Source organism: Azospirillum humicireducens, from assembly GCF_001639105.2.
Taxonomy (GTDB): domain Bacteria; phylum Pseudomonadota; class Alphaproteobacteria; order Azospirillales; family Azospirillaceae; genus Azospirillum; species Azospirillum humicireducens.
On sequence record NZ_CP015285.1, the window covers coordinates 1,923,066 to 1,947,449 of the forward strand.

General features: G+C 68.4%; 22 protein-coding genes and 2 tRNA genes. 21 read left to right on the plus strand and 3 right to left on the minus strand.

The features are described from left to right. Positions 1–161 precede the first annotated feature (161 nt). The 10 genes from A6A40_RS08925 to egtB all read left to right on the plus strand — a co-directional run bounded on the left by A6A40_RS08925 (position 162) and on the right by egtB (position 11,461). Positions 162–1,106: a UDP-glucose 4-epimerase family protein gene (locus tag A6A40_RS08925; RefSeq protein WP_063635086.1), complete on the plus strand. Its 945-nt coding sequence runs from the start codon at positions 162–164 to the stop codon at positions 1,104–1,106. 45 nt (positions 1,107–1,151) lie between these two features. Further along, positions 1,152–3,086: a polysaccharide biosynthesis protein gene (locus A6A40_RS08930; protein ID WP_063635087.1), complete on the plus strand. Its 1,935-nt coding sequence runs from the start codon at positions 1,152–1,154 to the stop codon at positions 3,084–3,086. A 161-nt stretch (positions 3,087–3,247) separates the two neighbouring features. Further along, positions 3,248–3,322: transfer RNA gene (locus tag A6A40_RS08935), tRNA-Thr, on the plus strand. A 36-nt stretch (positions 3,323–3,358) separates the two neighbouring features. Then, a tRNA-Thr gene (locus A6A40_RS08940) sits at positions 3,359–3,433 on the plus strand. A gap of 137 nt (positions 3,434–3,570) precedes the next feature. After that, a complete protein-coding gene (aroC, locus tag A6A40_RS08945) occupies positions 3,571–4,650 on the plus strand; it encodes a chorismate synthase (protein ID WP_063635088.1) in 1,080 nt (359 codons plus the stop codon). Between the two features lie 179 nt (positions 4,651–4,829). Further along, a complete protein-coding gene (locus A6A40_RS08950; RefSeq protein ID WP_063635089.1) occupies positions 4,830–5,414 on the plus strand; it encodes an invasion associated locus B family protein in 585 nt (194 codons plus the stop codon). A 48-nt stretch (positions 5,415–5,462) separates the two neighbouring features. Beyond that, complete coding sequence (gene rnr, locus A6A40_RS08955) at positions 5,463–7,619, plus strand: ribonuclease R (protein ID WP_063635090.1); 2,157 nt, start codon at positions 5,463–5,465, stop codon at positions 7,617–7,619. A 357-nt stretch (positions 7,620–7,976) separates the two neighbouring features. Then, positions 7,977–9,557: a S41 family peptidase gene (locus A6A40_RS08960; RefSeq protein ID WP_063635091.1), complete on the plus strand. Its 1,581-nt coding sequence runs from the start codon at positions 7,977–7,979 to the stop codon at positions 9,555–9,557. A 158-nt stretch (positions 9,558–9,715) separates the two neighbouring features. After that, positions 9,716–9,883: a 50S ribosomal protein L33 gene (gene rpmG, locus A6A40_RS08965; protein ID WP_012974790.1), complete on the plus strand. Its 168-nt coding sequence runs from the start codon at positions 9,716–9,718 to the stop codon at positions 9,881–9,883. A 240-nt stretch (positions 9,884–10,123) separates the two neighbouring features. Next, entirely contained in the window at positions 10,124–11,461 is a 1,338-nt protein-coding gene (gene egtB / locus A6A40_RS08970) for an ergothioneine biosynthesis protein EgtB (RefSeq protein WP_082860760.1), read from the plus strand. 10 nt (positions 11,462–11,471) lie between these two features. On the opposite strand, the gene A6A40_RS08975 is transcribed toward egtB, so the two are convergent. After that, positions 11,472–12,905 (minus strand): hypothetical protein, encoded by a 1,434-nt coding sequence (locus A6A40_RS08975; RefSeq protein WP_063635092.1) that lies wholly within the window; start codon positions 12,903–12,905, stop codon positions 11,472–11,474. Between the two features lie 571 nt (positions 12,906–13,476). On the opposite strand from A6A40_RS08975, the gene A6A40_RS08980 reads away from it, so the two are divergent. From A6A40_RS08980 to A6A40_RS09020, 9 genes are all read left to right on the plus strand, one after another. After that, the gene (locus A6A40_RS08980) at positions 13,477–13,926 is read left to right on the plus strand and encodes a hypothetical protein (RefSeq protein ID WP_063635093.1); all 450 of its coding nucleotides are present in this window, start codon (positions 13,477–13,479) and stop codon (positions 13,924–13,926) included. 122 nt (positions 13,927–14,048) lie between these two features. Continuing rightward, positions 14,049–14,444, plus strand: coding sequence for a CidA/LrgA family protein (locus tag A6A40_RS08985; protein ID WP_063635094.1), 396 nt, complete (start codon positions 14,049–14,051; stop codon positions 14,442–14,444). Continuing rightward, positions 14,441–15,163 (plus strand): LrgB family protein, encoded by a 723-nt coding sequence (locus tag A6A40_RS08990; protein WP_063635095.1) that lies wholly within the window; start codon positions 14,441–14,443, stop codon positions 15,161–15,163. Before A6A40_RS08985 ends, A6A40_RS08990 begins: the two co-directional genes overlap by 4 nt. A gap of 395 nt (positions 15,164–15,558) precedes the next feature. Then, the gene (gene leuA / locus A6A40_RS08995) at positions 15,559–17,262 is read left to right on the plus strand and encodes a 2-isopropylmalate synthase (RefSeq protein WP_063635096.1); all 1,704 of its coding nucleotides are present in this window, start codon (positions 15,559–15,561) and stop codon (positions 17,260–17,262) included. Positions 17,263–17,482: 220 nt separating this feature from the next. Further along, entirely contained in the window at positions 17,483–18,469 is a 987-nt protein-coding gene (gene rfaD, locus A6A40_RS09000; RefSeq protein ID WP_063635097.1) for an ADP-glyceromanno-heptose 6-epimerase, read from the plus strand. An 11-nt stretch (positions 18,470–18,480) separates the two neighbouring features. Continuing rightward, positions 18,481–19,302 (plus strand): prolipoprotein diacylglyceryl transferase, encoded by an 822-nt coding sequence (gene lgt, locus A6A40_RS09005; RefSeq protein ID WP_063635098.1) that lies wholly within the window; start codon positions 18,481–18,483, stop codon positions 19,300–19,302. 4 nt (positions 19,303–19,306) lie between these two features. After that, positions 19,307–20,443, plus strand: a complete 1,137-nt coding sequence (locus tag A6A40_RS09010; protein WP_063635099.1) for a class I SAM-dependent methyltransferase — start codon at positions 19,307–19,309, stop codon at positions 20,441–20,443. A gap of 133 nt (positions 20,444–20,576) precedes the next feature. After that, complete coding sequence (gene pgeF, locus A6A40_RS09015; protein WP_063635100.1) at positions 20,577–21,344, plus strand: peptidoglycan editing factor PgeF; 768 nt, start codon at positions 20,577–20,579, stop codon at positions 21,342–21,344. 201 nt (positions 21,345–21,545) lie between these two features. Then, positions 21,546–22,481, plus strand: coding sequence for a ribose-phosphate pyrophosphokinase (locus A6A40_RS09020; protein ID WP_063635101.1), 936 nt, complete (start codon positions 21,546–21,548; stop codon positions 22,479–22,481). A 71-nt stretch (positions 22,482–22,552) separates the two neighbouring features. Here A6A40_RS09020 and A6A40_RS09025 read toward each other — a convergent pair whose 3' ends face one another. Continuing rightward, the gene (locus A6A40_RS09025) at positions 22,553–22,753 is read right to left on the minus strand and encodes a helix-turn-helix domain-containing protein (protein ID WP_063635102.1); all 201 of its coding nucleotides are present in this window, start codon (positions 22,751–22,753) and stop codon (positions 22,553–22,555) included. Positions 22,754–22,847: 94 nt separating this feature from the next. Between A6A40_RS09025 and A6A40_RS09030 the strand changes: the two genes are divergently transcribed. Next, positions 22,848–23,507, plus strand: coding sequence for an XRE family transcriptional regulator (locus A6A40_RS09030; protein WP_082860866.1), 660 nt, complete (start codon positions 22,848–22,850; stop codon positions 23,505–23,507). Between the two features lie 118 nt (positions 23,508–23,625). Further along, complete coding sequence (locus A6A40_RS09035) at positions 23,626–23,949, plus strand: hypothetical protein (protein WP_063635104.1); 324 nt, start codon at positions 23,626–23,628, stop codon at positions 23,947–23,949. 7 nt (positions 23,950–23,956) lie between these two features. On the opposite strand, the gene A6A40_RS09040 is transcribed toward A6A40_RS09035, so the two are convergent. Next, positions 23,957–24,346, minus strand: a complete 390-nt coding sequence (locus A6A40_RS09040; protein ID WP_063635105.1) for a carboxymuconolactone decarboxylase family protein — start codon at positions 24,344–24,346, stop codon at positions 23,957–23,959. Between the last annotated feature and the right edge of the window lie 38 nt (positions 24,347–24,384).

Consider the following 24,384-nt stretch of genomic DNA (forward strand, 5'->3'; position numbering starts at 1 on the left):
GTCCTTATTCACGCGTCCCTTTCCAGCTTATAGCCATTCCTTGCATCGACCGAAAGCCGGAAAAGGGACGTGGGACTTTGCGCCATGGCGCACCCTGGCCAAACCGGATAATAAATCGCCGCTCAATCCATCATCCGAACCAAGTCCGGACCATCCAGCACATGCGCGTTCTCCTGACCGGCGCCACCGGCTTCGTCGGCCGCCACACCCTCCCGCTGCTGGCCGCCCACGGACACCGGGTGCGCGCGGCACTGCGCACCGCCTCGGAAGGACCGTGGGAGCCGGCGGTCGTCGGCGACATCGGCCCCGGCACCGACTGGACCGCCGCACTCGCCGGCGTCGACGCCGTGATCCACATGGCGGCCCGCGTCCATGTCATGCGCGACACCGCCGCAGACCCGCTGGCCGAGTTCCGCCGCGTCAACAGCGCCGGCACCGTCCGGCTGGCGGAGCAGGCCGCTGCGGCCGGGGTGAAGCGCTTCGTCTTCCTCAGCAGCATCAAGGCGATGGTGGATGAAAGCCGCCCCGCTCCGCTGGATGCGGCAACAGCGCCCGACCCGCACAGCCCCTACGGCCTGTCGAAGCTGGAGGCCGAACGCGCGCTGGCGGAGATCGCCGCCCGCACCGGCATGGAGGTCGCGGTGATCCGCCCGCCGCTGGTCTACGGCCCCGGCGCCGCCGGCAACATGCGCGCCCTGCTGAAACTGGTGGCGACCGGCCTGCCGCTGCCACTGGGCGGCATCCGCAACCGGCGCAGCCTGATCTATGTCGGCAACCTCGCCGACGCGGTGGTGACGGTGCTGGAGCATCCCGACGCTGCAGGACAGACCTTCCTGGTCCAGGATGGCGAGCCGCTGTCGACCGCCGATCTGGTTCGCGCCATCGCCGCCGCGCTCGACCGGCCGGCCCGGCTGATTCCGGTGCCCCAGGGTCTGATGGCGCTGGCCGCGGCGCTGACCGGGACGCGGGCTGTGTTCGACCGTCTGGCCGGCACGCTGACGGTGGATGACGGCCCCATCCGCAACAGGCTGGGCTGGCGCCCGCCCCATGACCTAGCGACCGGGTTGCGCGCCACCGCGGAATGGTTCAAAGCTACCCGCGGCTGATCGCAAAGTCGAAACACGCCGAACGAATGAACAAGGTTTAGCGGCATGCGCATCCCGTCCGCACGGGCATCCCTGGTGTTCCTGCATGATCTGGTGATGACCGGGGTAGCCCTGGTCGTGGCCCTCTATCTGCGGGTGGGCGGTTCCGCCTTCAGTCTCTATTCCGACGCTCTGGCCATCGCGTTGCCGGTGCTGGTCGGTGTTTCGGCGGCAGTCTTCCTGCTGTTCGGTCTGTACCGCGGCATCTGGCGCTATGCCTCCATCCCCGACCTGATGCAGGTGGTGCGCGCCGTCACGGTGGCTGTGCTGTGCTTCGTGCTGGCGATGTTCCTGCTGACGCGGGCCGAACTGCTGCCGCGCTCGCTGCCGCCGATCCTGTGGCTGGTGCAGATGCTTTTGCTGGGCGGACCGCGCTTCGCCTACCGCTTCCTGAAGGACCGCCGCTTCAGCTGGGCCGAGGCGGTGGAGGGCGTCCCGCGCATCCCCGTCCTGCTGCTGGGCGTCGGCGACGCGGCGGAGCTGTTCATCCGCTCGCTCGACCAGCCGGGGCAGTCGGCCTATCGCGTGGTCGGCATCCTCGACGACAAGGGCCGGCGCGTCGGCCATGCCGTGCGCGGCGTGCCGGTGCTGGGCGGCCCCGACGATCTCGAGCAGGTGGTCCAGACGCTGGAGCGCAAGGGCGAGCGGCCGCAGCGGCTGATCGTCACCAAGGGCAATGCCGAGCTGAAGGGGTCGACCCTGCGCAGCATGCTCGACCGGGCGGAGGCCCTGGGGCTGGTCATGTCCCGCCTGCCCAGCCTGACCGAGTTCAAATCGGCGCTCGGCGAAGGCAAGGGCGTGGAGGTGCGCCCCATCGCGCTGGAGGATCTGCTGGGCCGGCCGCAGGCGGTGCTGGACCGCGGCGCCATATCCGGTCTGGTCGGCGGGCGGCGGGTGATCGTCACCGGCGCCGGAGGCACCATCGGCAGCGAGCTGGTCCGCCAGATCGCGGCGCTGGGGCCGGAGCGGCTGATCCTGCTCGATGCCGGGGAGTTCAACCTCTACAGCATCGAGATGGAGGTGCGGGAGAAGTTCCCCGGCCTCGACACCCGCGCGGTGATCGCCGACGTCCGCGACCGAGACCGCATCCTGCGCCTGTTCCAGGACGAGCGCCCCGCCCTGGTCTTCCATGCCGCGGCGCTCAAGCATGTGCCGCTGGTGGAGGCCAACCCGTGCGAGGGCGCCCTGACCAACGTGGTCGGCACCCGCAACGTGGCCGACGCGGCGCGCGGCGCCGGCTGCCTCGCCATGGTGCTGATCTCCACCGACAAGGCAATCCGCCCGACCAGCGTGATGGGCGCCGCCAAGCGCTTCGCCGAGACCTATTGCCAGGCGCTGGACGTGCTGCCGCCGCGCGACGGCACGGAGCAGGCCACCCGCTACATGACCGTGCGCTTCGGCAATGTGCTGGGTTCCTCCGGCTCCGTCGTGCCGCTGTTCACCCGGCAGTTGGCGCAGGGCGGGCCGCTGACCGTCACCCATCCCGACATGCGCCGCTATTTCATGACCGTGCGCGAGGCGGTGGAGCTGGTGCTCCAGGCCTCCGCCCATGGTGCCACCCGAGCCGAGGACCGCGGCAAGATCCTGGTGCTGGACATGGGAGAACCGGTGAAGATCGCCGACCTCGCCCGCCAGATGATCCGGCTGGCCGGCTACCGGCCGGGCGTGGACATCGAGATCGCCTTCACCGGCCTGCGTCCCGGCGAGAAGCTGTTCGAGGAAATCCTGACCGCCGCCGAAGCGCCCAGCCGCACCGAGGCCGACGGCGTCTTCCTCGCCTCTCCGCGGCTGATCGACTATGCGCTGATCAACCGCGCGGTGGGCGAGCTGGAGGCGGCGGCGCGGGCCGGCGACGGCGACCGTGTGCTGTCCATCCTCGGCACCGTCGTGCCCGATTTCCGCGCCGAAGCGGTGCTTCCGCCCGCCGCCACGCAAGCGTGATTTCGGGGCTGGTTCCGGTCGCGGAAAAAAGTGAGTGACGAGGTGATTTTAAGCGCTTGCATCCCCAAAAGGCCTGTGGCATAACCCGCGCCACTTCGGGGGGCGGTCAAGCCTGAACGCCTCACCCGGACGCATCGCCTCCGCGATGATCGGTTATCGGGGCTGCCGTAGCTCAGTGGTAGAGCACTCCCTTGGTAAGGGAGAGGTCGAGAGTTCAATCCTCTCTGGCAGCACCATTCCCCCGATCCCGCCATCAGGCGCCTGCAATTGGCGCTGCCGTAGCTCAGTGGTAGAGCACTCCCTTGGTAAGGGAGAGGTCGAGAGTTCAATCCTCTCTGGCAGCACCATCCTTCTCCTTTAAAACCCCCCCTTAAAAATCGGTTCATCGCTTCCTTGACCTTGCCGCCGAAAGGCCGCAAGAAACCTGCACTTCTTCGCATCATGAGAAGTCTTAGGCGCGGGTTCGTTTCGGGAGGATGTCACCATGGCCGGCAACAGCTTCGGCACGCTTTTCCGCTTCACCACCTGGGGCGAAAGCCACGGTCCGGCCATCGGCGTCGTCGTCGACGGCTGCCCGTCGCTGCTCGACCTTGTCGCGGAAACCGACATCCAGCCCTGGATGGACAAGCGCCGGCCCGGCCAGTCGCGCTACACCACCCAGCGCCAGGAACCCGATCAGGTGAAAATCCTGTCCGGCGTGTTCGAGGGCAAGACCACCGGCACGCCGATCTCGCTGCTGATCGAGAACACCGACCAGCGCTCCAAGGACTACAGCGACATCGCCGGCAAGTTCCGCCCCGGCCATGCCGACTACACCTACTGGCAGAAATACGGCATCCGCGATTACCGCGGCGGCGGCCGCTCCTCGGCGCGGGAGACCGCCTGCCGGGTCGCCGCCGGTGCGGTGGCGCGCAAGGTGCTGGGGTCCGCCATCCAGGTGCGGGGCGCCCTGGTGCAGGTCGGCCCGCACAAGATCGACCGCAGCCGCTGGGACTGGGCGGAGATCGACAACAACCCCTTCTTCTGCCCCGACCCGGTCGCCGCCACCCAGTGGGCCGAGTATCTCGACGGCATCCGCAAGAGCGGCTCGTCGGTCGGCGCGGTGGTCGAGCTGGTGGCCTCCGGCGTGCCGGTGGGGCTGGGCGACCCGCTCTACGACAAGCTGGACAGCGACCTCGCCTGCGCGATGATGACGATCAACGCGGTGAAGGGAGTCGAAATCGGCAACGGCTTCGCCGCCGCCGAACTGACCGGCGAGGACAATGCCGACCAGATGCGCATGGGCGCCGACGGCCAGCCGCAATTCCTGACCAACAATGCCGGCGGCATCCTGGGCGGCATCTCCACCGGACAGGACATCGTCGTCCGCTTCGCGGTGAAGCCGACCAGCTCGATCCTGACGCCGCGCCAGACGGTGGACATCGCCGGCAACGACACCGACATCCTGACCAAGGGCCGTCACGATCCCTGCGTCGGCATCCGCGCCGTGCCGGTGGGCGAGGCGATGATGGCCTGCGTCCTGGCCGACCATCTGCTGCGCCGGCGGGCGGAACGGCGGGAGTGAGGACTCCGACGTTGCCCCCTCCCCATCCCTCCCCCGCTTCGCGGGAGAGGGGGCAGGATGCTTGCAGAGGTCACGCAAAGGAGCGGCGGAGTTCCCTCTCCCGCGGAACGCGGGGGAGGGTTAGGGAGGGGGCAGAACTCTTTGCCATCCAACGCACCATCACACCACAGGACCGCCCCATGCCCGCCCGCCGCCACGGACAGCGTCTGATCCTTGCCCTGGCGATGGTGGCCGCCATCTCTGCTGGCGCATCCCATGCGGCCCAGCCGGACAACAGGCCCTTCCAGGAATTCGACGAGACCTTCAAGTCCTGGAAGCTCTACTGCCAGCTCTGGACAGCCACCCGTCAGGTGGAATGCGAACTGACCGCGCGGGGCACCAACGACCGAACCGCGCGGCTGGTCTGGCTGCGCTCGACCGAGAAATGGCGCGAGGGGCTGCGCTTCCGCGTATCCGCCGAATTGCTGGATCTCGACAAGCTGGTGCGGGTCTGGTCGGACCGGGCGGTGTTCAAACCCGACTCGCCCTGCAAGCCCTACCGGTTCGAGACCAACACCTGTGCGGTGACCGATCCCGACATCAACCGCCGCATGGTGGAACGGATCGTCCCGGCACCCGAGGTTTCCATCGTCGGCCAGTCGCCGGCCGGCGAGAAGACGGAGGTGCGGTTCCCGCTCGCCGGCTTCCGCGAGGCGGTGGAGCGCAGCGACGCCATCCGCGCGATGGCGGGCAGACCATGGGCGACCCGCCCCGATGGCGATTGATCCTTATATAGCCATCCCAGCGACAAGAACCGACGGACTCCCCGCCCCGTGACCGACAGCCATTTTCCCGGCAAGGACGCCATTCTCGCCTTCATCCGGTCCAGCACCACCCCAGTCGGCAAGCGCGAGATCGCCCGCGCCTTCAAGCTGTCCGGTTCGGCCGACCGCGAGATGCTGAAGGAGCTGCTGCGCGAGTTGGAGGCCGACGGCGCGGTGGAGCGTGGCCGCAACAAGCGCATGGCCCCGCCGCAGGCGCTGCCGGCCGTCGCCGTGCTGCTGGTCACCGGCGTGGATGCCGACGGCGAATTGTCGGCCCGTCCGCTGACCTGGACCGGCGAGGGCGACCCGCCGCGCATCTTCCTGCTGCCGGAAAAGAAATCGCGGGGAGAGAACAAGCCTCTGGCGGTCGGCGACACGCTGCTGGCGAAGCTCGCCCGCATCAACGACCGCCTCTACGAGGCCCGCGTCATCCGCCGAATCGATGGCGAACGTGAGGGCCGCATCCTCGGCGTCTACCGGCCGAGCGCCGACGGCGGGCGCCTCCTCCCCACCGACCGCCGCCACAAGACCGAGTTCCTGGTGCTGCCGCCCAACCGCGGCGACGCGGAGGCCGGCGACCTCGTCTTCGCCGACGTCCTGCCTGCCGGGCGCGCCGGTCAACCGCAGGCCCGCGTAATCGAGCGGCTGGGCTCCACCGACGAGCCGCGCGCCTTCAGTTTGATCGCCATCCACGCCCACGGCATCCCCACCGTCTTCCCGCATGCCGCCCTGCGCGAGGCCGAACTGGCGGCGGTGCCGGCGCTGATGCAGCGTGAGGATCTGCGTGAAATCCCGCTGGTGACGATCGACGGCGCCGACGCCCGCGATTTCGACGACGCCGTCTGGGCCGAACCGGACGGCGACCCGGAGAATCCGGACGGCTGGCACCTGATCGTCGCCATCGCCGACGTGTCCTACTATGTGCGTCCCGGATCGGCACTCGACCGGGCAGCGTACGAGCGCGGCAACTCCGTGTACTTCCCCGACCGAGCCGTGCCGATGCTGCCGGAGGCGCTGTCGAACGGGCTGTGTTCGCTGCGTCCGGGGGAGGACCGCGCCTGTCTGGCCTTCCACCTGTGGATCGACCGCAACGGTGTGTTGATCCGGCATCGGCTGGTCCGCGGACTCATGCGGTCGGCGGCGCGGCTGACCTATGACCAGGTGCAGGAATGCCACGACGGCCGGCCGGACGAGGTGACGGCGCCGCTGGCAGACAGCGTGATCTCCCCGCTGTTCGGCGCGTACGCCCGGTTGGCCGCCGCCCGTGCCAAGCGCGGCACGCTGGAACTGGACCTGCCGGAACGCCGCGTCCGCATCGACGAGCGCGGCCGGGTCGCCGAGATCGCGGTGCGCGAACGCCACGACAGCCACCGGATGATCGAGGAGTTCATGATCGCCGCCAACGTCGCGGCGGCCGAGGTGCTGGAACAGCGCACCATGCCCGGCCTCTATCGCATCCACGACCGCCCTTCGATGGACAAGATGGAGGCGTTGCGCGGCTTCCTGGCGGAGATCGGCCACCCTCTGGGCAAGAGCGCCGACATGACGCCCAGCCATTTCACCCGCATCCTGCGCAAGGTGGAGGGCACCTCGCACGCGCCGCTGGTCAGCGAGGTGATCCTGCGCGCGCAGGCCCAAGCCGCCTACAGCCCGGACAACATCGGCCATTTCGGGCTGGCCCTGCACCGCTACGCCCATTTCACCTCCCCGATCCGCCGCTATGCCGACCTGATCGTCCACCGGGCGCTGATCCGCACGCTGGGGCTGGGCGTCGGCGGGCTGGACGACGAGACGCTGGGCCGGCTGGCGGAGATCGGGGAGCATCTGTCAGGAACCGAACGCCGCGCCGCCGCCGCCGAACGCGACGCGGTCGACCGCTACACCGCCGCCTTCCTGGCCGACCGGGTCGGCGAGCGCTTCAGCGGCCGCATTGCCGGCGTCAGCCGTTTCGGGCTGTTCGTGCGGCTGGATGAGAGCGGCGCCGATGGGCTGATCCCCGCCAGCACCCTGCCCGACGACAGGTACGACCATGACGAGACGGCGCACGCCCTGGTGGGGCAGCGTACAGGGCGAACCTACCGCCTCAGCAGCCCGGTCAAGGTGGTCTTGACGGAAGCCGACCCGGTCAGCGGCAGCATGCTCTTCCGGCTGGCCGACCCGGACTGACTCCAGGTCTCCTTCCGGAACCGTTGCGCCACGGCAACGCTTAAGCAGTGTGGCGAACCGATGGCGGACCCGAGACAAATCCACGGGTTCCCCCTTGCCGCAACAGTGCCGCACCATACAAGCGTGACCTTGGCGACACAGCTCGGGACAATCCGCAACATTGCGAATCGGTCCGCAATTTTGTCCCGCACGCCCTCCTGAACGAAGGTGTATCTATCCCCCATCCGGGACCGGCACCATCCTCGTCCGGTCCGGTTGCAGGAAAGGGAGGCCGCGGTTCCCCCCATGGCCAATTGCGATCAGAGCGCGTGCGATCACACCGTGCCGTCACGCGTGTCGCCGTTTCGGATCCCCGCGATGTCGAGCATGGCGCACCGGCTGCGCCGCTCCATTCGCCATTCCGCTCTACAGTTGTCCGTCTCGGCGCTGCTCGCCTCCACCGCCGTCGCGGCTCCCGCCCAATACCTTCCGGCCAGCGCGCCGCCGCCCGTCACCGAGCAGGTCTTCGCCGTCGGCTTCGGCAAGATCGCCGAAGTCTATCTGGACACCGTGTCCTTCAACCGCCTGGGAATGGACGGGCTGAAGGGGCTGAGCGCCCTCGATCCCGCCGTGACGGTGGAGCGCGCCGGCGGCACCGTACGCCTGTACGTGTCAGGCACGCTCGCGGCGGAGTACGGGGCTGCGCCGGACACCGACGCCGGCGGCTGGGCGGCGCTGACCACCCGCGTCATCGACCGCGCGCGCAACCACTCCCCCGTCCTGTCGAAGGCGACGCCGGAACGGCTGTACCAGGTGGTATTCGACGGCATCACCGCCGATCTCGACGGTTACTCCCGCTACACCGGGGTCCAGCGTGCGACCAACGAGCGGGCGCAGCGCGAAGGCTATGGCGGTGTCGGCATCTCGCTGGAGAGCACTGCCACCGGCCGCGTGACCGTGCATGGCATCATGCCGCACAGCCCGGCCGAACGCGCCGGCCTCACCGACGGCGAACAGCTTCTGGCGATCGACGGCGAACTGACGACGCGGATGACCCCGGCCGAGATGCGCGACCGGCTGCGCGGCCCGACGGGCACCCTGGTCACGCTGACCGTCGCCCGCGACAACGGCGCCCCGCGCCGCCTGCCGCTGCGGCGGGAGCGGGTGGTGCCCAACACCATCACCTATTCGCTGTCAGGCGACGTCGGCATCGTGAAGCTCGACCGCTTCAACGCCACCACGGCCTCCAGCCTGAGGACCGCGGTCAACACCATCCGCCAGACCGCCGGCCCGACGCTGGGCGGGATGGTACTGGATCTGCGCGGCAATCCGGGCGGACTGCTGGACCAGGCGGTCGCGGTGGCGGACCTGTTCATGCGCCGCGGCCGAATCATCTCCACCGAAGGCCGCAACCCCGAAAGCCGCCAGCGCTTCGACGCCAATCCCGACGATCTGCTGGAGGGGCTGCCGCTGGTGGTGCTGGTCGACGGCCGCTCCGCCTCCTCGGCGGAGGTGGTGGCGGCGGCGCTGCAGGACTCCGGCCGTGCGGTGGTGGTGGGCGCGTCCAGCTACGGCAAGGGCAGCGTCCAGACCGTCACCCGCCTGCCCAACGACGGCGAGCTGTTCCTGACCTGGAGCCGCATCTACACGCCGGCCGGTTACACCCTGCACCGCCAGGGCGTGCAGCCCACCGTCTGCACCAGCCGCGCCGGCCAGACCGATCCGGACGCCCTGCTCTCCGACCTGCGCGAAGGCCGCCTGCGCCCGGCACAGATCGCCAGTTGGCGGTCCAAGGCCGCCGACGACGAGAAGGCGCTGAGTGCCCTGCGCGAGGCCTGCCCCTGGAAGGAGCATGAACCGGAGCTGGACCTGAAGGTCGCCATGCGGCTGCTGGCCGAACCGGCGCTGTACCAGCGCGCGGTCGCCAGCGCCGTCGTCAACACGGTGGCGGAGCGCTGAATCCCGCCGGGGGAAAGGCCGGCCTGTGGCAATCGAAGTCGGACACCGATTTCACTGCCCATAAGGCTTGACATTGCGGCGTCAGACGGTATTTTCCGCCGCTACGACGCCGCCCCGCCGGGCCGGCGGGGCACGGATTTTTTGTCGGGATCGAGATCATGGCCAAGCAGAACACCGTCCTCATCAAGCTGGTGAGCACGGCTGACACCGGTTTCTTCTACGTGAAGAAGAAGAACCCCAAGAAGACCACCGAGAAGCTGTCGTTCCGCAAGTACGACCCGGTGGCGCGCAAGCACGTCGAGTTCAAGGAAGCCAAGATCAAGTAAGTCTTGTCCGACACTGAGCTGTGCTTCGAATGAACAAGGCCGCCTATCTGGCGGCCTTTTCGTTTTCCAAGCCCCTCTCCTTTTCAGGTCAAAGCACTGCATTTTCCGCACCAGGGCCGGTGCGGCACCCGGTCGCTGCCGCTATTTGCGGTGGCCGCCACACCACGGATGCATGCATTCCAAATAGGGCAGTTCAGGCGGACAGTCTTCGGACGGCAACCGTCTCCGGAGGGACCGATCATGCCCGACACGCATCTCATTCCGCCCGCCGGCCCGCCCACCGGCCCGCTTGCCGACTCCGGCGCGACCATGCCGGACGGCGACCGGCGGCAGGCTCTCGCCACCCGTTTCCAGAAGGCACGCTCCCGCACGGCTGAACTGGTCGCCACCCTGTCGCCGGAAGACCTGATGGTCCAGACCGTAGCCGACGGCGCCCCGGCGAAATGGCACCTCGCCCATACCAGCTGGCTGTTCGAGGCGGCGGTGCTGATCCCCTTCAGCCCCGGCTACCGTCCTTGCGATCCCGTCTTCCTCGACCTGTTCTCAGGCCGCGGCGAGCGCTTTGCCGCGCCGCCCCGCGTGCTGTCCCGACCGGGTGTCGCGGAGATCATGCGCCACCGTGACCAGATCAACGCCGCGGTGCTGCATCTGATCGAGCAGGCCGAAGACGGTCTGTGGGACGCGGTGGAACCGGCGCTGGTGATGTCCGTCGCCCACGAACGCCGCCACCAGGAGCGCATGCTCCTGCACATCAAGCACGCCCTGTGGTCCAACCCGCTGCGCCCCGCCTATGAGCCGGCGCCCGACCACCCCCATCTGGGGGCCCCGCCCGACGGCTGGGTTGAGCAGGCTGGCGGACTGGTCGAGATCGGGCGCCCCGCGCCGCTGCCCGGATTCGACCATGAGGGGCCACGCCATCGCGTCTGGCTGGAGCCCTATCGCCTGGCCGCCCGTCCGGTCACCTGTGGCGAATTTCTGGCCTTCATCGAAGCCGGCGGCTACAGCGACCGCTCGCTCTGGCTATCCGACGGCTGGGAGACCGCGCTGGCGGAAGGCTGGAGCGCCCCCCTCTATTGGGAGCGCGGCAGCGGCGGGAAGGACGTCGGTTCCGGATGGCAGGTCTTCACCCTCTACGGCATGCAGCCGCTCGACCCGGACGAGCCGGTCTGCCATGCCAGCTGGTACGAGGCCGACGCCTATGCCCGCTGGGCCGGCAAGCGCCTGCCCCGCGAAGCGGAATGGGAGACGGTCGCCGCCGGCTGCGACAGCATGGGCAATCTGCTGGGCACCGGCCATCGTCACCCGCGCGCCGGCACCTGTCACGGCACCGGTCCCTGGCAGATGTGCGGCGACGTGTGGGAATGGACCGCCGACGCCTTCGCAACATATCCCGGCTACCGCCGGCCCGATGGTCCGGACGAGGCGGTCAACGGCCGTCTCGCCGGCAACCGCATGGTGCTGCGCGGCGGCAGTTGCCTGACCCCCTTCGACCATGCCGGCCCCTGGACGCGGCATTGCCTGCGACCGGAGACCCGCCTGTCGGTGAGCGGCTTCCGGCTGGCGGAGGATGCGGCCTAAGGGATATGCCTTAGGAAGGTCCGGACGCCCCAGCCATATCCGTGGCGATGTCCCCGTCTGTGGCGATTTTCCCGGCCACCAGCGCCCGCGCCTGACCCTGGGTCAGGATGCCGCGTTCGGTCAGTCGGGTGAACAGCGCGGCGGCCAGTTCCGCCACGGCCAGGGCCTCCCCCTGAGGGCCGTTGCGCGGGCGGCTGGGCAGGCCGAACGCGGCGGCAAGCCGGTCGGGCGGTGCGCCGGCCAGCGCAGGGTCGAGCGCCGCCGCCAGAACGCCAAGGTCCAGTCCCTGCGGCAGGGCCGGGTCGGAGACGCCAGCCAACACAGCCGAACGGGCCAGGGCGGCGAGCGCAGGGTCGATGCCGATGCCGACGGCGATGCAGTTGTGCAGGGCATCCTGAATCGACGGCCAGACCGCCGCGAAGGGACGCTCGCCCGCCACCATGGCGGTGCCGATGCCGTGGCGGGCCGTCGCCTCCTCCGGCACCGGATCGATGGGGTCGATCAGAAGGGCAAGCGACACGGTCGGGAAAATGCGCGCCCCGGCCAACCGCACCGTGCCGACCGCGATGACCGCTCCGCTGTCTGGCTCCGCGCCCGCGGTCGCCACCCACAGCGCAACGAACGGCAGTGCGGCCAGCGGCTCGTCGTCACCCAAGGGGGCGGCGGACTGGGCCTGTCGAAGGGTGAGCGCTCGCTTGCCGGTCAACCCGGCGCCGTTGGCCATGCCACGGGCGGGAAAGGACAGCATCACTCCCGAATTCAGGCCGAGATCGACGAGCCGCGCCGACAGCTCGCCCTCCTCCGTCCGGCGCAGCACCGCGGAGACGGGCGCTCCGCCGCCGCGTGCCCGTTCGATGGCACGGGCCAGATCGTCGCGCAGCAGGGCCTTGCCAATGTCGGCGCCCTCCTCCACCTCCAGCAGCCGCACGGCGGCAGGGTTCAGCCGCTCCACCCGTCCCAGTTCGTCGATGATCAGCACCGGGTCGTCGGCGAGCACCAAAGCCGCGCGAACCGCCCGGTCCATGCGGCCGCCGCCCAACGGCCCAAGCCCGAGAGGCCCGAGGCCCGATTGACCATCGGCGACCGGGGCATCGGCCGACGCGCCAGCTCCCGGACTCCGCTCCCCGCCACGGATCAACCCCGCGGCCGCTTCGGCCAGACGCCCGACCTCGCCGCCGCGTCCGCCCGACCAGGGTTCGAGGTCGATGCGGGTGCGCCCGCCGGACAGCCGGTCGGCCAGACGCTCCAAATCGCTGAAATGGCGGGTCAGACGGGAGAAGACGAACCAAACCGCCAGCAGGCCGATTCCGCAGACCATCAGGTCGCGCGTGAAGGCGGTCCGGTCCGCCGCCGCCAGCTGCGTGATCTCCACGCCCAGAAAGACCAGCGTGGCCGCCGCCACCACCAGCCCCAGCATCGCCACGCGCCAAACGCCGCCCTTCATCGGGCCGCCTCCCCCTCGTTGTACCCCAACTCTAGCGGGCGGGACGGACTCGGAGAAGCGACGCGCGTGTTCCGCGCGCAAGCAATGTGACCCGCCCACCTCCATCTGCTCGATCAGGCCGATCGACGCGCCCCTGAGCTCGCCCGACAGGCGGAGCACCAGCAACGCTTCCAGCGCGACGGCCAGCGCATGGTCAGGAACGGATCGGATCGGTTGATTGCGGAAGAATGGACGGACGGCGCCGGCCTACCGGCCGAAAGCCTCAACGAATGCTTAACAGAGTGGGAATGAGGCGGCTTGACCTGATTTTGACACCGGAGAATCGCGTTTTAGGCACATTTCTCAAAGTCGAGACGACGCTTTCAGCTTCATACCGGTCGAGTTACCCTTTGCCGCCGGCCCCGCAATCCCGGATTACCGCCTTTGCGTAAAATACATGGCAACTCCCGACCGCTCTTTTGCTATCGCTCTGTTGCATTTCCTGGTTTGCCTGCTTGCCGGATGATGCTAAAGGTAGGCGATCCAGCGACAACACTCCTTTCCGCATAGGCGATTCCTTGGGAGGCCGGCAATGACCATGGTCTATCGTCCCCTGCCCTATGGCGGGCACGAAGACCGGCGGACAGGCCGCCATCTGCTTCTGGCGGTGGCCCTGATTCTTGCCATTCCGACCGTGCTCGGTGCCGGCTGCACCGTCGACGCTCTGCGCAGCTATGCGGTGGAGGCCCGGCTGGCGCAGGCGGTCGACGCCGCCGCCCTGGCCGGTGGGCGGGTGATGTTCGACTCACAGCGTGACGGACATATCCGCAGCTTCTTCGACAAGGCTTTCCCCAGAGGGTTCCTGGGATCCGACTTGTCGCCCCTGACAATCGCGGAGGACGCGGCGGCCGGCACCCTCACCGTCAGCGCCCACGCCACCGTCAACGCCATCTTTCTGCGCCTGTTCGGCAAGAAGGAAGTGATGGTGGAGGCGCAATCCATCGTCCGCCGCGGTCACCACGCCCGCAGCAAGCTCCAGTAAGCACCCTCCAAGCCCTTACCACCACCTCGCCGATTCGCGACGCTCGCATTCGCGGAATGCAGCCCGGCGGCTTCGCCACTGCGGTAGAAGGACGGACAGCGCCCCTTCCACCGGAGTCCGCGATGCTCGGAACCCTGACGCTTCTCCTGCTTTGCCAACTGGCGGGCGAACTGGCCGCCCGCCTGCTGCACCTGCCGGTCCCCGGCCCCGTGTTGGGTATGATCCTGCTGTTCGGCGGGCTGCTGCTCCGTGGCGGGGTTCCGGCAGCGGTGCAGGAAACGGCCGGCGGGCTGCTGCGGCACCTGTCCCTGCTGTTCGTTCCGGCCGGCGTCGGCGTGATGGTCCATGTCACCCGCCTGGAGACGGAGGCGTTGCCCATCGTCGTCGCGCTGTTCGGCAGCACGCTGTTCGGCATCGCGGTGACGGCGAAGCTGATGGCCTTCCTGCTGAGCCGCACCGATCCGCGGCTGCAGGACGAGCCGGCAACGGGAAATTCGGCGGAAGGGGACCGGGCATGAGCGACGACCTTCATCAAATCTGGGTCTATCTGTCGGCAAACCCGTTGGCCGGACTGACCCTGACCCTGGTCGCCTACCAATGCGGGCTTTGGCTGTTCGAGAAGCTGGGTCGGCGCCCGGTGCTGAACCCGGTGCTGATCGCAGTTGTCCTGATCGCCGGGGTTCTGAGCCTGTCGGGCATCGATTACCGCACCTATTTCGACGGCGCGCAGTTCGTCCATTTCCTGCTGGGTCCGGCCACCGTGGCGCTGGCCATCCCGCTCTACAACCAGTTCCAGGAGGTGCGCCGCTCGGCTCTGGCGCTGGTGGTGGCGCTGCTGGTGGGGTCGGCCGCCTCGGCGCTGAGCGCGGTGGCGCTGGTCTGGGCCTTCGGAGGATCGGCGGTGACGATCCTGTCGATGGCGCCCAAATCCGTCACCTCCCCCATCGCCATGGGCGTGTCGGAGCAGATCGGCGGCCTGCCGTCCTTGACCGCGGTGTTCGTCATCATCACCGGCATCGTGGCGGCCAGCTTCGGCACCTGGGTGCTGAACCTGGTGCGGGTGAAGGACTGGCGCGCCCGCGGATTCGGCATGGGGGTGGCGGCGCACGGCATCGGCACCGCCCGCGCCCTGCAGGTCAACGAGGTGGCGGGCGCCTTCGCCGGGCTGGGCATGGGGCTGAACGGGCTGGCGACGGCGCTGCTGCTGCCGACGCTCTATCACCTGATTTGGGGCTGAGCACGGCTATGGTTCGCCCGTCCCGCAGTCAGTTTCCCGCCAATCCGGGCTTGACAGCCATGCCGCACCTGCGCACAGTGCGGCCCATGACCACCATCGACCGCCAGAACGCCCTTCTTCGACTTCTCGGCCCGGCGCTTTAAGCGTCCGGGTTTGTCGCGTTCGCACACCATTTCCATCGGTCGAAGTGTCTGTTCCATGAGCTACGTTTGCAAAGGCGCCGGTATCGGCGTCGCCCGGCCGGGGCCGGGACTGCGACTTACCGACGGTCGCTGAGCCACATCCGGCGGCTCTGCGGCCGTACCCCTCGCCGGTCCCCCCGCCTTTCAAAATCCGATCCGCCGCCCCCGGCCATCAATAGAGCCTCGGGGCCGCCACTGGAGCCGAACGACGTCATGAGCACCGCGACCCAAACGAACGCTGGCATCCCGACCCTGCCGAAGTCCCCGTCCAAATACGCTCCCTTCCCCCAGGTGAAGCTGACCGACCGCCAATGGCCGTCGCGCACCCTGGACAAGGCGCCGATGTGGTGCTCGGTCGACCTGCGCGACGGCAACCAGGCGCTGATCGAGCCGATGGGGCCGGACCGCAAGCGCGCGATGTACGAGCTGCTGCTGCGCATGGGCTTCAAGGAGATCGAGGTCGGCTTCCCCGCCGCGTCGCAGACCGATTTCGACTTCTGCCGCGAGGTGATCGAGCAGGGCAAGATTCCCGACGGCGTCACCATCCAGGTGCTGACCCAGTCGCGTGAGGAGCTGATCCGCCGCACCTTCGACGGCATCAAGGGCGCCAAGCGCGCCATCGTCCACCTGTACAACTCCACCTCGGAACTGCAGCGCCGCGTGGTGTTCGGGCTGGACCGCCAGGGCATCATCGACATCGCCGTCGCCGGCACCAAGCTGATCAAGCAGCTGGCCGCCGAGACGCCGGAAACCGAGATCGTCCTGCAATACTCGCCGGAGAGCTTCACCGGCACCGAATTGGACTTCGCGGTCGAGATCTGCGAGGCGGTGATGGAGACCTGGGGCGCCTCGCCGACCAACAAGGTCATCCTGAACCTGCCGGCCACGGTCGAGATGTCGATGCCGAACGTGCATGCCGACCAGATCGAGTGGTTCTGCCGCACCCTGAAGAACCGCGAGTCGGCGATCATCTCGCTGCACCCGCACAACGACCGCGGCACCGGCGTCGCTGCGGCCGAGCTGGGCCTGCTGGCCGGTGCCGACCGCGTCGAGGGCACCCTGTTCGGCAACGGCGAGCGCACCGGCAACGTCGATGTCGTCACGCTGGCGCTGAACATGTTCACCCAGGGCGTCGATCCAGAACTGAACATCGACGACATCAACGAGATCGTCCGCGTTTCCGAATACTGCACGCAGCTGCCGGTCCATCCGCGCCACCCCTATGCCGGCGAGCTGGTGTTCACCGCCTTCTCGGGCTCGCACCAGGACGCCATCAACAAGGGGCTGAAGGCGCTGACCAAGTCCAACACCGGCAAGTGGGAGGTCCCGTATCTGCCCATCGACCCGCAGGATCTGGGCCGCAGCTACGAGGCGGTGATCCGCATCAACAGCCAATCCGGCAAGGGCGGCATCGCCTATGTGCTGGAGAAGGATTACGGCCTGCAGATCCCGCGCCGCCTGCAGATCGAGTTCTCAAAGGTCGTCCAGCGCGTGGCCGACGAGACCGGCAAGGAGCTGTCGCCCGCCGACATCCACGCCGCCTTCAAGGCCGAGTATCTGGACGCCGACAGCCCGCTGGAACTGGTGGAGCATTCGACCGAGCCGCGCGGCCCGAACTCCGGCGCCCGCGTCATGAGCGTGGTGATGCGCCGCAACGGCGAGATCGTCACCACCAAGGGCAAGGGCAACGGCCCGATCGACGCCTTCCTGGACGCCCTGCGCCAGGGCTGCGGCACCGACATGCATGTCGTCGACTACCGCGAGCACGCCATCGGCTCCGGCGAGGACGCCCAGGCCTGCGCCTATGTCGAGGTGAAGGCCGGCGACAAGACCCTGTTCGGCGTGGGCATCGATGCCGACATCGTGACGGCAAGCCTGCGGGCGCTGGTGAGTGCTGCCAACCGCGCGGCGCGGTAAGGGGTCGGACTGCGGCCCCCTCCCTAACCCTCCCCCGCTTTGCGGGAGAGGGGACTGCCGCGACCTTACCCTCCACCGCTGAAAGCGGGGGAGGGAGGGGCCCGCTCGCAAGAGCGGGAGGGAGGGGGCATCGCCCGCCCGCACTCCCCCAACCTTGCCCCCACGCGCCTGCCCGCCTATAAGTCCCCACGAAACGCGTCGAGCAACAGCGGACAGCGCTATGATCGTGGTCACCGGCGGGGCCGGCTTCATCGGGTCCAACCTTGTCGCGGCATTGGCCGCGCGCGGCATCACCGACGTGGCGGTCGTCGACCGCTTCCGCGACGGCGAGAAGTGGCAGAACCTTGCCAAGCGCGAGGTCGCGACCCTGGTTCCGCCGGAACAGACGCTGGCCTTCCTCGACCAGCATGCGGCGGAAATCGACGCCGTCTTCCATCTCGGCGCCATCTCCGCCACCACCGAGCGGGACGTCGACAAGATCGTCGCCAACAACGTGGCGCTGACGTTGGACCTGTGGCGCTGGTGTTCCTGGCGCGGCTGCCGGCTGATCTACGCCTCCTCCGCCGCCACCTATGGCGACGGCTCCGCCGGTTTCGACGACGATGGATCCTGCGACGGGCTGGCGCGGCTGCGGCCGCTCAACGCCTATGGCTGGTCCAAGCATCTGGTCGACCGCCGCATCGCCCGCGCCGTCGCCACCGGCGACCTCGTGCCGCCGCAATGGGCCGGGCTGAAGTTCTTCAACGTCTACGGCCCCAACGAGGCGCACAAGGGCGACATGATGAGCGTGGTCGCCAAGCTGCATCCGCAGCTGACGGCCGGCAATCCGGCACGCCTGTTCAAGTCGCACAAGGACGGCTTCGAAGATGGCGGCCAGCTGCGCGACTTCATCCACGTCGACGATTGCATAGCGGTGATGCTGTGGCTGTACGACCATCCGGAGGTCAGCGGCCTGTTCAACGTCGGCACCGGCAAGGCGCGCAGCTTCAAGGATCTGGCGCTGGCGACCTTCTCGGCCCTGGGGCTGCCCCCCCGGATTGAGTACTTCGACATGCCCGAGCATCTGCGCGGCAAATACCAATATTTCACGCAGGCGACGACGGATCGCCTGCGCGCCGCCGGGTTCGACCAGCCCTTCACCGAGCTGGAAGAGGGTGTCCGGCGCTATGTGCAGGAATTCCTGTCGCAGCCCGACCCGTATCGCTGACCGGAGTTCCCATGTTTGCCGCCCTGCCTGTCGTGGCCTTCCCCACCATCGACCCGGTCGCCTTCGCCGTCGGCCCGGTCGTCGTCCGCTGGTATGCGTTGGCCTATCTGGCCGGCTTCGTGCTGGGCTGGCGCTATTGCCTGGGGCTGGCGCGGCTCGATGCCGACCGCCGGCCGAAGCCTGAGGAGTTCGACGACTTCCTGACCTGGGCGGTGATCGGCACCATCCTGGGCGGGCGGCTCGGCTATGTGCTGTTCTACAACCTGCCCTACTATATCGAAAATCCGCTGGACGCCTTGCAGGTCTGGCATGGCGGCATGTCCTTCCATGGCGGCATGGTCGGCGTGCTGACCGCCATCGGGCTGTTCTGCTGGCGGCGCGGCATCTCGCCCTTCGTCTTCGGCGACATCATCGCCGCCTGCGCGCCCATCGGCCTGTTCTTCGGCCGCATCGCCAACTTCATCAATGGCGAACTGTATGGCCGGGCTGCGCCCGACTTCGCCTATGCCATGGTGTTTCCGCGCGATCCGCTCCAGGTGCCGCGCCATCCGAGCCAGCTCTACGAGGCGGCACTGGAGGGCGTGGTTCTGTTCATCCTGCTGGCGATCGCCATCCGCAGCCCGGCGCTGCGCAACCGGCCCGGCACGGTCGGCGGGCTGTTCCTGATCGGCTACGGCCTGTCGCGCATCATCGTGGAGTTCTTCCGCGAACCCGATCCGCAGCTGGGCTTCCTGTTCGCCGGCGCCACGATGGGACAGCTGCTGTCGCTGCCGATGGTCGCGGCCGGCCTGTGGCTGGTCCTGCGCGGCCGGCGTCACGCCATCCCGGCCTGACGCCATGGCAGACGAAAGCGCCGGTTCGGACACACTGGCCCATCTGCTGGCCCGCCGCATCCTGGTGGACAGCCCGATCAGCGTCGGCGCCTTCATGGCGGAAGCGCTGGGGCACCCGCGGCTCGGCTATTACATCCGCCAGGACCCGTTCGGCAGCGACGGCGACTTCACGACCGCGCCGGAGATCAGCCAGATGTTCGGCGAACTGGTCGGTCTGTGGTGCGTCGACAGCTGGATGCGGCTCGGCGGCCCCGGCCCCTTCCATCTGGTGGAGCTCGGCCCCGGCCGTGGCACGCTGATGGCGGACGTGCTGCGGGCGGCAGCCGTGCTGCCGCTGTTCCGCGACAACGCGACGGTTCATCTGGTGGAGACCAGCCCGGCCCTGCGCGAGCGCCAGTGCCGGACGCTGCAGCCCATCCTCGGCGATGCCATCCAGTGGCACGACCGGCTGGAGGATGTGCCCGACGGCCCGACCATCCTGATCGCCAACGAATTCTTCGACGCCCTGCCGATCCGTCAGGTGCAGAAGACCGGCCATGGCTGGTTCGAACGTCTGGTCGATGTCGAGCCCGACAGCAGCAAGGATGATCCACGCTTCCGGTTCGTCCTGGAGGCCTTCGGCAGTTCCGGCAGCCGGCTGGTGCCTGATGCCCTCCGCGATGCGCCGGACGGCAGCGTGGTGGAGGTCTCGCCCGCCTCGCAGGCGGTGGCGCGGCTGATCGGCAGCCGACTGGCCGAGGCCCCCGGCGCGGCGCTGGTCATCGATTACGGGTATGCCCAGGGTCCGGCGGTCGGGGACACGCTCCAGGCGATGCGCCGACACGCCTATGCCCCCGTGCTGGAGGCGCCGGGCGAGGCCGACCTGACCGCGCACGTCGATTTCGCCAGCATCGCCGCCGCGGCGCGGGAAGGGGGAGCCCAATCCTTCGGCCCGGTCGAGCAGGGGGAATGGCTGACCCGCCTCGGCATCCACCAACGGGCGTCCGCCCTGATGGCCAAGGCCACACCGGCCCAGGCCAAGGATATCCGAAGCGCGATGGACCGCTTGATCGATCCTGCGCAAATGGGCAGGCTGTTCAAGCTGGTCGCACTGGCCACTCCCGGAACCTTCGCCGACACCTCTCCGCCGGCGGGCTTCTGAGGGCCGAGCGCAGACGACCGGTGGGAGACAAGAGCGCCGGAACCGCCACAACCACAAGCCGGGCGGACCGTGCATCGCGCGCCCCTGCCCTGTCGGGCATGCGGGAGCCATAGAACAGGGAAGGACGGCGTTCGTGATCACACTCGGCGCGCTGAACGATATCACCCATATCCGCCACGCCTTTTTCACCCGCACCGGCGGAGTGTCCACCGGACTGTACGCTTCGCTGAATTGCGGGCGGGGATCGAAAGACGAACCGGCGGCGGTGCAAGAGAACCGCGCCCGCGCCGCGGCACGCATGGAGGTGGCGCCCGAGAACCTCGTCACCTGCCATCAGGTCCACAGCCCGACCTGCGTCGTGGTGGAGGAACCGTGGTCGCCGGAGATGGCGCCCAAGGCCGACGCCATGGCCACCCGCCGGCCGGGCATCGCACTGGGCATCCTCACAGCCGACTGTGCCCCCGTGCTGTTCGCCGACAGCAAGGCCCGCGTGATCGGCGCGGCCCATTCCGGCTGGAAAGGCGCCAAGGGCGGCGTCATCGAGGCCACCGTCGCCCGAATGGTGGAACTGGGCGCCAAGCCCAACCGCATCGTCGCCTGCATCGGTCCCTGCATCGCCCAACGCTCCTACGAGGTGGGACCGGAATTCCCCGCCCCGTTCGAGGAGGAAGACCCGCGCAACCGCGACTATTTCGCTCCCGCCCGGAAGCCCGGCCATTTCCTGTTCGATCTGGCCGCCTACGTCACCCGGCGGCTGGGCGACTCCGGCGTCACGGTGATCCAGCGCTGCCCCAACGATACGGTGGCGGAGGAGGACCGCTTTTTCAGCTACCGCCGCTCCTGCCTTCGGGGTGAGCCGGATTACGGGCGCGGCCTTTCGGCCATCGTCCTTCAGAACTGAACCGGCCCGACCGGGTGATCGTCGCGCCGCGGTCATGCCGCCCGCGCAGGGCGGCATTCCCCAATGGGGAAAGACCCCACCGTCATCGAACGTTTACATGGGCACGACCCTTTGTTATGGTCCGCCCCGTTTTCAAGGGGCGCCGGCGCGCAAGCGGCGAACGTGCCTTGAGCCGTATCCCTGCAAAGAGAGCCGACCCCGATGAAGGTGCTTGCCGGCAACAGCAACCGTCCGCTGGCCGAGGCGATCTCCACCTGTCTCGGCGTGCCGCTGACGAAAGCGAGCGTGCGCCGTTTCTCCGACATGGAGGTTTTCGTCGAGATCCTGGAGAACGTGCGCGGCGAGGACGTGTTCGTCGTCCAGTCGACCTCGTTCCCGGCCAACGACAACCTGATGGAACTGCTGGTGACGATCGACGCGCTTCGGCGCGGGTCGGCCCGGCGCATCACGGCGGTCATTCCCTATTACGGCTATGCCCGGCAGGATCGCAAGACCGGCCCGCGCACGCCGATCTCGGCCAAGCTGGTCGCCAACCTGATCACCCAGGCCGGCGCCAACCGCGTGCTGACGATGGACCTGCACGCCGGCCAGATCCAGGGCTTCTTCGACATCCCCACCGACAACCTGATGGCCGCCCCGGTCTTCGAGAAGGACATCCGCCAGTCCTTCGAGAGCATCGACGAGATCACCATCGTGTCGCCGGACGTCGGTGGCGTGGTCCGCGCCCGCGCCCTCGCCAAGCGCCTGGATGCCGATCTGGCAATCATCGACAAGCGGCGTGAACGCGCCGGCGTGTCGGAGGTGATGAACATCATCGGCGACGCCAATGGCCGCCGCTGCATCCTCATCGACGACATCGTCGACTCGGGCGGCACGCTGTGCAACGCCGCCGTGGCGCTGATGGAAGCCGGCGCAAAGTCCGTCCATGCCTTCTGCACCCACGGCGTCCTGTCCGGCGGCGCGGTCGCCCGCGTCGCCGTGTCGCCACTGGAACAGCTGGTCACCACCGACAGCATCCAGGCGACCGAGGCGGTCCGCGTGTCGCGCAACATCCGCCAGCTGACCATCGCCCCCCTGCTCGCCGAAGCGATCATGCGCATCAGCGAAGAGCGGTCGGTGTCGAGCCTGTTCTCGTAAAGAGCGGCAGTTTCACGGAACAGGCCCTTTCCCGATGGGAAAGGGCCTTTTTTGTTGCGCTGGTTTCTGCCCTACCCCTCCGCAGCCAGCCCATGGAAGTCGTTCGCCGTCACCTGCCCGCAAGTTGCGGCGGCGATGCGTGCCATCACCGCCGGACGGGGAACCCGGCGGCCATGACGGTAGCGGTTGACCGTGGCCTGGCTCGTCCCGATCAGGGCGGCGAAGGCCTCTTCCTTGGTTGCGGTCCGGGTGAGCCAGTCATCGAGCGTCATACCGCAATGGTTTAGACCAAGCGGGTTTCTGCGCGCAACTGGATTTATTCCGCGACGTTGGACTTTCCAAAGCCGTTTTGGTATGAACGAGCCCATGACCACCATGCGCGAACTGCGGCAGGCCGCCGGGCTGAGCCAGGAGAAGCTGGCCGAACTGGCCGGCACCTCCCAGCCCCAGATCAACAAGCTGGAAACCGGCCAGCGCAAGATGACCGTCGATTGGGCGGTCAAGCTCGCCCGGCCTTTGGGCGTGGAACCGGCGGTGCTGCTCGGCCTCGACCTGCCGGCCGCCCCCGCGGCGCCCCGCCCGGCACGGCCGCCGATGACGCCGCTGCTACGCACACCGCCGGGGGGGCAGCAGGGCCAGGCAGCGGCATCCATGCCGGTGCGGGCGGCGGCGCGCGGCGGGGTGGACCAGGAGATGTTCCTGGAGGATGGTCCGATCGACTGGATCGCGCGTCCCGACTATCTGAAGAATGCCCGCGATCCCTACGCCATGTATGTCGTCGGCGAATCCATGATGCCGCGCTTTCGGCCGGCGCAGCTGCTGCACGTCAACCCGCACAAGCCGCCGGCAGCCGGAGCCGGGGTGGTGGTGGTCAAACGCAACAAGGCAGTGCTGGTGAAGGAGTTCGTGCGCCGCGGCCCCGAGGCGGTCGTGCTGCGTGAATATCAGCCGGCGGACCGCGAGTTCGCCGTTCCGCTGGAGGAGCTCGACACCCTGCACACTGTGGTCGGGCTGCAGGAGCCCTGAGCCCATACCGATCCGGTATCGGTATTCAGTGGCTCTTATAATCCATATCGGATTATTCCTTCGCTGCGCGGATCGCCGGACATGCCCGGTGCACCGCCCCAGCCAAGGAGAAACGGTCATGCCCCAGCTCTATCCCCGCTTCCATCCCGGCCCGTCCGGTGGGCGGCTCGACGGCTTCAGCGAGCGTGGCGCCCGCGAATTGGCCCGCCGCATCCGCGAGGCCTGGGCCAGGATCGGCTGGGATGTGGAGGTGCGGGTGGAGCGCATCGCCAGCGAAGAACTGGGGGATGGGCGCAGCATCGCCCACTTCGCTGTCCGCAGCGACCTGATCAACGGCCTGCCTCAACGTCGTCTGGAGCAACGCTCGAGACAGTTCATCGAACGGCAGGTTGGGCAGCGACCGGACGAGGTGGCGGCCCGGCCGCAGAAGCGGGCCGCCTGACGCCGCTTCACTTCAGCCGCTCGTCCAGTTCCACCTGATAACCGACGGCGAGGCGGTTGGTCTCGTTGGCCATTCCCACCACCGCCATCAGTTCGCCGAACTGCGCGTCGGTCATGCCCAGCCGGCGCGCCGCCGCCTCGTGCGAGCGGATGCAGTATTGGCAGTTGTTGGTCACGCTGACGGCGACGAAGATCATTTCCTTCACCAGCGGATCCAGCGCGCCGGGAGCCATCACCTCCTTCAGGCTGTCCCAGGTCCGTGCCAGCGTCGGCGGGTGGTGGGCGATCATCTTCCAGAAATTGTTCACGTCCGGGACGTTGCGCGTCGCCTTGATGTCGTCGTAGACGGCGCGCACCTCCGGTGCGGCATCGGCCTGTTCGATGGGGGGAAGCGGCATGGCGGACGGGCTCCTGCACGGTGAGGGGAGGATTCGAT